The 11,423-nt window shown below is 43.0% G+C and carries 8 protein-coding genes and 1 pseudogene; 2 read left to right on the top strand and 7 right to left on the bottom strand.

Annotation, left to right across the window (positions count from 1 at the left end; all coding sequences use genetic code 11):
- Positions 1-606: 606 nt before the first annotated feature.
- Positions 607-1,560, bottom strand: coding sequence for a Rieske 2Fe-2S domain-containing protein (locus tag ACM0OY_RS03115; protein WP_414567427.1), 954 nt, complete (start codon positions 1,558-1,560; stop codon positions 607-609).
- A 339-nt stretch (positions 1,561-1,899) separates the two neighbouring features.
- Here ACM0OY_RS03115 and ACM0OY_RS03110 point away from each other — a divergent pair, with 339 nt between their 5' ends.
- Positions 1,900-2,556 carry a TetR/AcrR family transcriptional regulator gene (locus tag ACM0OY_RS03110; protein WP_414567426.1) on the top strand — a complete coding sequence of 219 codons (657 nt, stop codon included), beginning with the start codon at positions 1,900-1,902 and terminating at the stop codon, positions 2,554-2,556.
- 22 nt (positions 2,557-2,578) lie between these two features.
- Here the strand turns inward: ACM0OY_RS03110 and ACM0OY_RS03105 are convergent, their stop codons facing one another.
- Complete coding sequence (locus tag ACM0OY_RS03105; RefSeq protein ID WP_414567425.1) at positions 2,579-5,326, bottom strand: HD family phosphohydrolase; 2,748 nt, start codon at positions 5,324-5,326, stop codon at positions 2,579-2,581.
- Between ACM0OY_RS03105 and ACM0OY_RS03100 the strand changes: the two genes are divergently transcribed.
- The gene (locus tag ACM0OY_RS03100) at positions 5,308-5,688 is read left to right on the top strand and encodes a hypothetical protein (protein WP_414567424.1); all 381 of its coding nucleotides are present in this window, start codon (positions 5,308-5,310) and stop codon (positions 5,686-5,688) included. The two genes, ACM0OY_RS03105 and ACM0OY_RS03100, sit on opposite strands and share 19 nt — an antisense overlap.
- Before the next feature lie 212 nt (positions 5,689-5,900).
- On the opposite strand, the gene ACM0OY_RS03095 is transcribed toward ACM0OY_RS03100, so the two are convergent.
- The 5 genes and pseudogenes from ACM0OY_RS03095 to ACM0OY_RS03075 all read right to left on the bottom strand — a co-directional run.
- Entirely contained in the window at positions 5,901-6,842 is a 942-nt protein-coding gene (locus ACM0OY_RS03095; RefSeq protein WP_414567423.1) for an ADP-ribosylglycohydrolase family protein, read from the bottom strand.
- Positions 6,843-6,937: 95 nt separating this feature from the next.
- The gene (aroQ, locus tag ACM0OY_RS03090; protein ID WP_414567422.1) at positions 6,938-7,402 is read right to left on the bottom strand and encodes a type II 3-dehydroquinate dehydratase; all 465 of its coding nucleotides are present in this window, start codon (positions 7,400-7,402) and stop codon (positions 6,938-6,940) included.
- Between the two features lie 11 nt (positions 7,403-7,413).
- Positions 7,414-7,551, bottom strand: a complete 138-nt coding sequence (locus tag ACM0OY_RS03085; RefSeq protein ID WP_011316929.1) for a hypothetical protein — start codon at positions 7,549-7,551, stop codon at positions 7,414-7,416.
- A gap of 478 nt (positions 7,552-8,029) precedes the next feature.
- Positions 8,030-10,696 carry a type I DNA topoisomerase gene (topA, locus tag ACM0OY_RS03080; RefSeq protein ID WP_414567421.1) on the bottom strand — a complete coding sequence of 889 codons (2,667 nt, stop codon included), beginning with the start codon at positions 10,694-10,696 and terminating at the stop codon, positions 8,030-8,032.
- A gap of 280 nt (positions 10,697-10,976) precedes the next feature.
- Positions 10,977-11,423 (bottom strand): annotated as a pseudogene (locus ACM0OY_RS03075) (proton-conducting transporter membrane subunit); the annotation flags it as partial.

Here is an 11,423-nt window from a genome sequence, read left to right as displayed (position 1 = left end):
CAAGTGTTAAAACTTTTGTAGAACCTATGACAATGATTAGTTTTACTTATTTAAAGATAAACAACTGAGCTTAAGATAGGCCCCAGCTACATACATAGAAATTTCTATTTGTATATATATTTAGTTCGATTGCCTACTTACCTGGGAATAATAACTTTGTAGATTACCGCTATTCCAAAAAAAATTAACCCTCAGCTTACCACTGGGGGCTTTTTTGTTTGGCAAAATGGCAGATCTGCCAATTAGAGGCTTGCTATGGTATTGAAGTAGGATACATTCCATGCGAAAAGTACTGACTTGCATTACCCCTGGTTAATTACCAGGGGTTTTTATTGAAACTTAGTAAGAATTCAGCACTCAGGAGTGAAAAGTCAAAGCTTAAAACAAATCTATTATGATTTGTATATAGTGTTTCCCTGATGGCTAAGGTGTAGAAAAAAATAATTAATCACAGGCCAACACAGATGTTCGTAGGATAACACAGTTGTGCTAATCTACCTATGTACCTAACTGAAACGAGAATCGCCACATTAAGTATTAAAGCAAGACATTAAACCTGTTTTACTTTCCAATTCGGAATTTTGCTATAGATTTTGCAAAACCAAATTACCAATTATGGTAAAGTTTTTCTGCGTAGAACATAATCTCTTCGTTTGGTAGTCTAATTTTTGGTTTTTGCCGGGGATACAAACTTTCAACTGCACTTGTATCCTGTTCTATTACTGTAGCTCCTGCTTGTAAAACTGAATTTTTAAAGAACAATTTCATCAAAGGATTATTTACTTGACCATACATCAAAATAAACGTCTTGGTTGTTTTTTCTGTTTCAGGGTAGAGAATGTGAATTTGAGCAATATTACCAATAGGTGTTTTCGCAAAAAAAGCTGTAGTCGAAGGAAAAGCATATTCGAGTGTGTTACTTAGGGTTTTAGGAAAGATTCCCAAAACAGGATTTTTGATGATTTCTGCTACTGTGTTTTTAGCTCTCGTTAAGTCTTGTTTTACCGTGGCATAGTATCCTTTTTCTTCAAAGCTACTTACATGACAAGATGTAATTTTAAATAGCTCTTTATGAGTACCATTTTGATGATTGTAGTCGTAATTAACCATTAGATTACTCAAAAATTCTCCGTGAATACTTTTTTCGCCAGTCACTCCAATAAATTCGTATTCATCTGCAATTCTTTGATGCAAATCTGGGATAGGTAATCTAGGCTCAAATCCACTATATGTCCAGATGCAATCGTTACTAATAATTAGCTCTAATGGCTTGGTAATTGGCTGAGTGTCTTGTTTGTTTCCTTGATAAAGTCTGCCTTCTCTATCAAATTCTAGTGCATGAAAAGGGCAAGTAATAGTATCTCTTTCTTGACAAACCCACCCGGATGATAAGGGCGCTTGCATATGGGGACAGATATTATCAAGGGCAAACACTTCACCTTTTTGGTTTTGCCAAATTACATAATCATGCCCATTGAAAGTGATTTTATGAGGTTTATTCAGTCCTAATGTAGATTTATGCGCGATTAACCAAGGCGCACCAGGTAAAATTGGTTGCATTTTTCCTCCAAAATATTGCCAAATTATTTATCAACAAAGAACTCAATAGTCAGGAATTAATCTCCAACGTTAAAATTTGTGATTGACGAGCTAGTATCGCTTGTCCTACATTGCTATGAATGAATGTCAATTGGGATAATTAAGGTTTGCTTAGTAACGGACGAAGTAATATTACCGGGCATTGCTCGGCTAACTTCGACTACTGCATGTTTAGATTGTGCAAAAGATGAGTTAACTAAAAAATTAGTTAACAATCATTAATTTAATAAAGTTTACCTTCTGTGTCAACTACTAATTAATTTTTTAGTTAAGATGTTTTCGTTAAGCTGATGGAGTACTGTGGATCGTTCAACAAAATCAAAACTTTCATATAAAAAACCTCGCCAAGTGCGGGATGCAGAGGCGACAAAAAAGCAAATTCTCGATGCAGCGGAAGCGGAGTTTGCGAGAAATGGACTGAGTGGGGCGCGGACAGAAGCGATCGCCAAAGGTGCAGGGGTCACCACAGCGATGATTTATTACTACTTCCAGAGCAAGGAAGGACTATATCAAGCCGTGCTGCAACGCCCAGCCGTGGAGATGCACGAAGGGTTTGAGCAGTTAAATTTCGATCAGTTACCACCTGAGGAAGCTTTGAAGCTACTTGTTAAGGAAGCGATCGCCTACGAAGCAGCTCATCCACACCGAGGGATGCTTTGGTTCCAAGAAGCAAACCAAAATCAGGGAAAGTATTTCAAGCAGGGAAATTGGCAAGAAAATTTTGCGTATCTCATCAAGATTTTAGAACGAGGGATGGCAGAGGGTTGTTTTCGTCAACTCGATCCATTTCTCACCACCCTGCATATTGTTGGTGTTTGTAATTTATACTTCAACGCTTACGAAAATATCAAGCATACTAGACCTGATTTACAATTGCTGAGTCCAGAAATGATTGAGCAGCATACCCAAGCAGCAGTTAACTTTATATTGGCTGCTGTGCGACGTACTGAGGATTAGGGATTGAATATTGTGAGTAGTATTAAGAATTCCGCACAGTAGTACTAGCTTTCAACTTAGGATAAGCAATGCGTTTATGATTAAATTGCTGCCAAACATCCACAAATATCTGGGCAATTTGTGACATTTCTTCCCGTGTTAGTCCTGAATCTATGAGTTGATTGTCTTGCCATCTGGCACGCAAAATGTTGTTCAGCATTGTTAAAGCTTGTTCGCTAGAAACATCTTTGTGCGATCGCTTCTCTTCTCCCTCAGATGTCCCGTGTACCTTGTTTTTGAGGGGTACGGGACGCTTCGCCGAGGCTTCGAGCGATCGCAGCGCTGCTTCGCAAGCATCCGCCAACATCACAATTCCTGTTTCCCGCGACTGAGGAATCGGCCCATCGTAACGAAAATCTGCTTCGTCTACCGTTAAACTTGGATCTTCTTGAGCCATTTGCTGGGCTTGGTGATAAAAATAAGCAATTAGCATTGTTCCCTGATGTTCTGGGATGAACGCTTGAATTGCTGTGGGTAAGAGGTGTTTACGCGCCATCACCAACCCTTCACTTACGTGCTTTTTGATAATTTCTGCACTTTTCCAAGGATCTTTAATTTCTGTATCGTGTTTATTCGGTCCCCCCATTTGATTTTCAATAAAGCCAAGAGGGTCATGCATTTTTCCAATATCATGGTAAAGCGTTCCAGCCCTGACTAATTCAACATTGCATCCTAGTTGTTTGGCAGCAGCTTCGGCAAGGGTAGCGACAAATAGCGTATGTTGAAAAGTTCCGGGAGTTTCAGTAGCGAGTCTTTTTAATAAGGGGCGGTTCGGGTTAGCCAACTCTGCTAAGCGGATGGGAGTGACTAAATCAAAAAGTCTTTCTAGATAAGGACTCAAACCTAAAGCGACGACACTCCAAACAAAGCCTGATGAAGCAAATAACCCTGCTTCTCGGAGGACGATATACCAAGTTGAACCAAATGCTTGGCCAATTAGGACTTTGACAATCAGGTAAATAGCGCCTTGAGTTAAAGCGATGGCCACACCCAATAGCGCCAGTTCCTCACGCGATCGCAATCTTTGGGCGATGCAACTACCCAGTATTCCTCCGCCTATACCAGCTAAAAGCGCAGCTTTGCTCATATCCAAGCTGATTGCTAATATTGGCGACAGCAGTCCGACAACTGTCAACCCCAAAGTGTGGCCGTAGAAGCTTCCCAACAATAAACCAAGGGCACTCCAGGTAGTGTAGGGCAATCCCATAACGATTACTCCTGGTACACTCAGGGTCAGCAGTAACACCAAAAGGCGATCGCGTTGTCGCAATTGGCAATTAATATGTCGTTCTACCCAGACAAAAATGCCAATGGCGACAGTAATAATGCATCCTAACTTCACCAACTCCACCCACTTAATCTGGCGGCGAATCAAGTGATAATGCTGCAATACCTCAAAATCCCATGCACTAATCTGCTCTCCTTGTTTGACAATCACCTCACCATGTTTTACATTCACCATCACAGGTGACACCCCATCGGCAGCTTTTTCAGCTTTTTCTCTGGTTTTTTCTTCATCTTTTTGCAGATTTGGCTGAAGTACAGCTAACAGCACTTTGCTTGCTAAAGGTTCGGCATGTTCTGGTACAAAGGTCTGGGCTTGTAAGCTGACCGCATCCTGTAATATATTTTGTGGCAGTCCGTGGGGTATACCTTGAGTGAGAATCCGCTCTGCACTCTGATGGATTCCCATTTGTGTATTTTCCCACTCCAGATCTGACAAGTCTAAGAGGAGAGATTCCTCATATATTGTTTCTGGGCTAACACTCTCCAACTGTAAAAGTTTGGCAGTAGCTTGGTTGTATTTTTGGCGTGCTTGGGAAATCTGAGCAATTAGTGAGGAAAAGCTTTTCTCAGAATTTGTCAGTTGGTAAGCTTCTAGTTCTTTGATTGCTTGAGTAAAGTCAATGTTTTGAGAAAAATCAACAAGCTTTGTCTCATCTGACCCTACGTCGGTATTCTCAGAATTATATTTGGGTGGTACTTGATTAGGTGCAGCTATGGATAATGGACGAAATGAAACGGCGGTTCGTCCTATTGTTTTTTGGTGCTGGTTTCGATGATTTTCTAGAGCCACTACCACTGTTTGCCATTCTGGGTCAGAGCAAGAACGGAGGTAACGCTGGCTAGATCTAGATAAAGCTGTGGTATCAAAAAAAGGAAACGCTCCTGCAATGGCACGAATTTCATTACCATCATCCAGAAGTTGTTGTAAATTTTCATTGATTTGTTGATTGATTCGTGCATCAATCATCAACACTGCTATAAAACCTTTACTGGCGGCTCTGCGCTCAGCATCTGTTTTTTTCTTATCTTCAATGCTATCTGTATAAGGCGCTCTAATTGTCTGTGGTGCGGGATTGCCTATTTGGATTTGAGTTTGGTTGTATAATTTATTACCAGTTATGCCTGTAAGGGAGACTACAGCGATCGCTAAAATAACAAAGCAACGCTTTCCATGTACCCAGTTGCAACTAACTGTATAAATACTACTCTGAGTTTTGGCTGATTTTTCCATTGACTTTAGCGCTCTTTCTTGTTTTTGGCGTTCGCTTTTGTCATTGGTTTTTGAGAAAAACAAGATTAGATTTTTGAGGATAGCTCTTATAAGTTTCGTTCTATAGCTTGTGTTTTTAAGTAGCTTTCCCTTACGGCGTAGTAATCTGTACCATCGCCGCCAGTAAAACAATTGCTGGGTCAAGAATTGCAAAAATGGCTCAGTCGTTTTCATTATCTCTGCCTGCAATTGCTGACTTTGATAAGTTAATGATCATTGATTTTTCCAGAATGGTTAAAATCTACCCTTTGGGAACGCTGCGCGAACAAGGGGTTAGACGACCAGCATTTAACTCTAAAGTTTTTTGCAGCAATGCAACCACGGTAGGGCATACTGTAAGTCAACCCTTCGGCTTCGCTCAAGCTTTAAAGCCGAGCGGAGCCGAGGCTTTAAAGCTTGAGCAGAAAACCACCTCTGGGTTAGGTAATGCCTTTGAACTAAGAATATCCTCGCCTTTAGGCAGGAGAGTGTCAATAAAGTCTCTGAACGTCAAAGCATCAGCCCTAATAATAAGTCTTCAACCGAACATAAAGTAAGCGGCTTCAAAGCTGGTTATATGCAACTTGAATGTTCATTAGCTTAGCTCTAAACAAAACAATCATCAGGAAATTCCAATCTGCGGCTACTGCAACTACGGTTGCGGAAGTTAGCTACAGAATCAAGTCGAGGGTTTGCTGAAAAACATTAGTATAGGATACTTTCAATCTTGCAAGTTTGGCATCCGCACTGTTATTTGCTGACAATAGCATTAACGTAACCGAATAACACGAGGAGCTGCATAAACTGAAAGCAAAGCTACCCTAGATATGGCAAATTCATCCTCTGTTAACTCCTTTGGATCTTGGCGAACGTTATTATACAATCCTGACCACACAGCCACAAGTGCATCAGCCAATTCTAACATTTCGTCAAAGCTTGTCAGTTCCGATGCTGGAGAATTCTTTTGTAGAAGCAAAATTCGCCAATTTAGAGGAATTCCTACTGTAGTATTATATGCGCCTGATAAAGCAGCTGTAATTGCACCTGTAGAGTGTGCCATTAAACCAGTAGCATCTTGCACTTTGGAATCACCGTTGTGACTAGCCCGCAAAACTGCCAGGCGAAAGTCTTCTAATGTACTCATAAAACAGTAAAATGCGATCGCAATACTGTTAGTGAGTTTTTCTTTGCCAGCAAACTCGGCTTGTACTCTTTCTAATCCAGCCCCTTGTTCTAATAAATTCTGAATTCTTAATAATTTTTTTGGTATTGATGTCGGCGTTTCTTCGAGGAAGGAAATTGTTTGGGGAATCAGGGTTAAGGGGTCGAGTTTTTCAGTCAAGGCTAGAGCGATCGCATACCCTACTGCTAGTGTTCCATCCCTTACTACTGGGTCATCATCCCAGATTTTTAGCACATGCAGCAAGTTTCGTCGTAGCTTAATTGGATTTTCGTGAAAAAAAAGTGCCACTGGTAGTGTGGCAATAATTATGTCTGTTGGAGCTAAATCTAGAGAAGCTTGTTGCTGACGCCCTATCCAATCATCTAAATCTAATCTACCCAAGCTAATTAAACTCTCAGTACCCAGAATTGCCATTCTGCCAAAATCGGGGTACTTCTGAGGCTGTATTCTACCACCAGAGGTTAAACTTCCCCCCAGGAATGCTCCGAATAAAGTACCTCTAAACCGACTTATAAGAGAGTAACGCATGAATTATGGAGTGAAAAGTTAAAAGTGAAGAGTGAGGAGTTAATTATAAGAATTTCTAATTCCTGACTTTACTATCAATTCTTAACTCCTAATTCCTAACTCCTAACTCTTAAATAATTTACTAATGCTTGTAAGCCCAACAAATAACTTTGAGAGCCAAAACCGCTGATTTGGCCAATGGCTACTGGGGCGATGTAGGAATGATGGCGGAAATCTTCCCGACGGTAAATATTACTCAGGTGTACTTCTACTGTAGGCAAATTGACGGCGGCGATGGCATCTCGCAATGCCACACTTGTGTGGGTATATGCCCCTGCGTTAATCAAAATTCCTTGATGTTGCCCCAATGCTCCATGAATAGCATCAACCAAAATTCCTTCATGATTTGACTGCAAGGGAAAAACTTTCGCCTGTAATTTTAATCCTTCGTCTTCTAACAGGCGGTTAATTTCTGCTAATGTCAAAGAACCATAAATTCCAGGTTCTCGCTGCCCTAGCAAATTTAAGTTTGGCCCATGCAGTGCCAGAATACTTAAGGGTTCTAAGGTCGAGTTTAGCACTTTCGGGGCTACTAGCGACGGCGTGAGCGATCGTTCACAGGAATCGGAATCAGTTCCGGTTCCGGCTCAGCCTCTGGCCCTAAAAGGCTCTCAATTAGCTTACGTGCTAATTCCTTAAGCTTTTCTAGCACCTTTTCTATATAGTCCATGAACTGACCGCTCCTGAGATACTACCTCAATTTTGATTAACAAGTACGCAGTGAATTGCGTATTTTTGCACCTCTAGCTTTTAACTGAGCCAATACACAATCCCGTATTGGGGACATCAGCTACTTCTAAAATTTGGGGTTGTGTTTTCCCATACTTTTTAGAGTATCACACTTGCAACCTACAGAACTGCATCGTACCAAGGATGGGTATCAAGGGTCAAGAGTCAAGGGGATCTGGTAGTTTATTAAGCTAAAATCTGCCAGTTTGAGACTGACAAAAGACGCAAGGACAAGGGGACAAGGGGAATTTTGAACGCGAGCAAAGTTGCCTTGGTAGACGATCTAAGGTACTTCCAAATAAAAAAATATTCATCGCGTTTAGGGCAGGGGAGCAGGGAACAGGGAGAGAAAAATTCCAGAAATTGGATAATTTATTTTTTCGAGTTCCCTAAAATCTAAAATCCAAAATCCAAAATTCTTAGCCTTCTGTGCCCTTTTTCTTGGTAGCTGTCGTTGATGACTTGGCAGTTGACTTAGATGCAGTTGACTTAGATTTGGAACTTGTTGATTTACTGGTTTTACGAGTTGATTTTGCTGTTGAGGCTTTAGCTGCCAACAATTCCAAGGCCGTAGCTAGCGTCATATCTTCTACCGATTGACCTTCTGGGATACCGACATTAGTTTTGCCATGCTTGATATAAGGCCCATACGGACCATCGTAGATGTTGATTGGTTCGTCGTCTTCTGGATGAGTACCCAATTCTCGTAAGGCTGCCTTGGACTTGCTGTTGGTGGAACTGCGTCCCTTTTTTGGCTCGGACAACAATTCTAAAGCACGTTCTAGGCTAATTGTCAATATATTATCAGCAGCTTTTAGGGAGCGGTAATCTTTTCCCTCCTTACCCTGGTCATGAACAACATAAGGACCAAAGCGTCCCAAACTCGCTTGGATTTTGCTGCCAGTGACTGGATGAGTTCCTAATGTCCGGGGTAGCGCTAACAGACCAACAGCCATTTCCAGAGTAACGTTTTCTGGGGTGACGCCCTTGGGTAGAGAGGCTTGTTTCGGTTTGGGGTTTTCCTCGGACTTATCACCTAATTGGACGTAAGGCCCATAAGCGCCAATTTTCACATAAATTGGTTCGCCAGTTTCAGGATGCCGTCCTACCTGGTCAGGGCCTGTGGTTTTTTGCCGCAGTAATACTTCTACCTGTTTGGGGTCGAGGTCGGCTGGTGTCAAATCTTTGGGAATTGAGGCAGTGACAACACCGTTACCATTTTCAACTTCAATGTAAGGGCCATATTTACCAATGCGGACTTTGGCTTCCAAATTTTCCAGTTCTACAGTTCTGGCTTTGGTGGCATCAATTTGGCTTTCCTGTTCCTTGACTAAGGTTTCCAGACCTTTGTCTCCCAAATAGAATTGCTGGAGGTAAGGTAGCCATTTAGCTTCACCTGTGGCGATGTCGTCGAGGGTTTGCTCCATTTTTGAGGTAAAGCTGGGATCGACAATATCCGGGAAATGTTTTTCCAACAAGTCTGTGACAGCGAAAGCAGTGAAGGTGGGTATGAGAGCATTATTCACCAACTGGGCATAACCCTTGTCGATGATGGTGCCAATGATGCTGGCGTAGGTACTGGGACGACCGATACCTTCGCTTTCTAAGGTTTTCACTAGAGTCGCTTCGGTATACCTAGCTGGGGGTTGGGTTTCGTGACCAACTGCTTCTAGTTCGGTACAATTGGGGCGATCGCCTACTTTCAGACTAGGTAAAATTACTTCTTGGTCTTCCAGCGCTGCTTCTGGGTCATCTGAACCTTCAACGTAAGCGCGTAAATATCCCGGAAATTCAATGCGCTTGCCAGAAGAACGGAAACCAGCGTCTTCGACTTGCAACTGGACAGTAATTTGGGTTTGCCGAGAATCAGCCATTTGGCAGGCGACGGTACGTTTCCAAATTAAATCGTAGACAGCAAGTTCTCGACCACCCAAACCAGTTTCTTGGGGAGTGCGGAAAGTGCTACCTGCTGGACGAATTGCTTCGTGGGCTTCTTGTGCGCCTTTGGATTTGGTGGTGTATTGCCGGGGCTGGGGGCTGAGATATTGTTGACCGTAGAGTTTTTCTACACAACTTCTAGCAGCTGCGATCGCCTGATCTGACAAATGCACCGAATCTGTCCGCATATAGGTAATATACCCCTGTTCGTACAAATTCTGGGCAATTCGCATCGTATCGCGGGCTGAGAGGCGCAGTTTCCGGTTAGATTCTTGTTGCAGCGTCGAGGTAGTAAAGGGTGGCGCGGGTTTGCGGGTCACTGGACGTTCTTCGATGTCAGCGACACTCCAAGTTTTTCCAGTCAGGCGTTCCTTGAGGGCTACCGCTTGGTCTTCGTTGAGCAACAAGACATTACGACCTGCGACAATTTGCCCGGTTGTAGGGTCAAAATCGCCGCCATTCGCTATTTTTGTTCCTCCCAGGGTCACTAACTGGGCAGCAAAGGGGGTTTTGTCTTTTTCTAAACTAGCCTTCAAATCCCAGTAGGTACCTTCATGGAAAGCGCGACGCTGGCGTTCCTTGTTGACCAAAAGTCGCACCGCTACAGACTGCACCCGCCCAGCAGATAATCCCCAGGCGATTTTTTTCCATAGCAGGGGAGACAAAGTATAACCCACCAATCGATCTAAAATCCGCCGCGTTTCTTGGGCGCGAACCAACTGCTCATCGATATTGCGGCAGTTCTTCAGCGCTTTTTTGATAGCATCTTGGGTAATTTCGTGAAACACCATCCGCTTAGTTGGGACTTTTGGCTTCAGCAATTGGTATAAATGCCAACTAATGCTTTCACCTTCCCGGTCTTCGTCCGTTGCCAGAATCAGTTCATCTACATCCTTGAGCGCATCTTTGAGCTGAGTGACAATTTTCTTTTTGTCTTTCGGGACAACATATACCGGTTCAAAGTCGGCGTCCACATTTACCCCTAGCTGTGCCCATTTTTCCCCTTTGACGGCCGCGGGAATTTCACTAGCCGACTGCGGTAAGTCACGCACATGACCCATAGACGCCTCTACCTTATAGCCTGATGGCAAGTAGTTGCGAATGGTACGAGCTTTGGTTGGAGATTCGACGATGACGAGAGTTGACATGGAAATTTCAAAAAAAAGAATAGCTGCTAAGCTAAACAGTCAAATTGAGGTAATTTTTGCAAATTGTCAAGATAAAACGTCACGCTTAGGGCGGTGATTTAATCCTCACACAAACTGCCTGCTTGGGAGAAAATCCGCCCTAAGTTAGGGCGCAGTCCTTCCCAGAGTATAGGAGAGGCGAAGGCTGGATGTGAATTTCCAGCTATTTCAATCTTTAACTTATCTAACGCATAATTGGCGACTACAGTTTTCAAAATACCCCAATTGGGTAATGGGGCAGGGGGAGCAGGGGAAGAAGAACTAACGATATTGCTGTTCCCAGGGCTGCAACATTCATCGCGATCGCTTGCCAAGGCAGTAGATTCTTTGTTGTCAACACTTTCGCTCCAAAGCCTGACAACAAGGGAAAGCCAGAGATCGAGAAGCTGGCTATAACCAGGGCAATCCAGATTGGGGTTGCGATTGCTTGATGTTGCAGTTCCTTAAAGTTTCGACTCGGTAAAGCTCCAGCGATTAAAAAGAGCGCCGATTTGACCAGTCCGTGCGTTAGTGCATAAAAACCACCGACGACGGGGGCGGCGAGGATAAAACCTAACTGCGAAACTGTGTGAAACGCCAGCATCCGCTTGGTATCTTTTTCAAAGACTGCATAGAAAACTCCCAGAAGCGCAGTACCAACTCCAAACATTCTCACTATCGGGTCAACCTCTTTTACCATCAGCGCACA

This window comes from Nostoc sp. CCY 9925, from assembly GCF_963920935.1.
Taxonomy (GTDB): Bacteria; Cyanobacteriota; Cyanobacteriia; order Cyanobacteriales; family Nostocaceae; genus Nostoc.
Note: the sequence above shows the minus strand (reverse complement) of the source record. Positions and strands in the feature narration are given on the sequence as shown.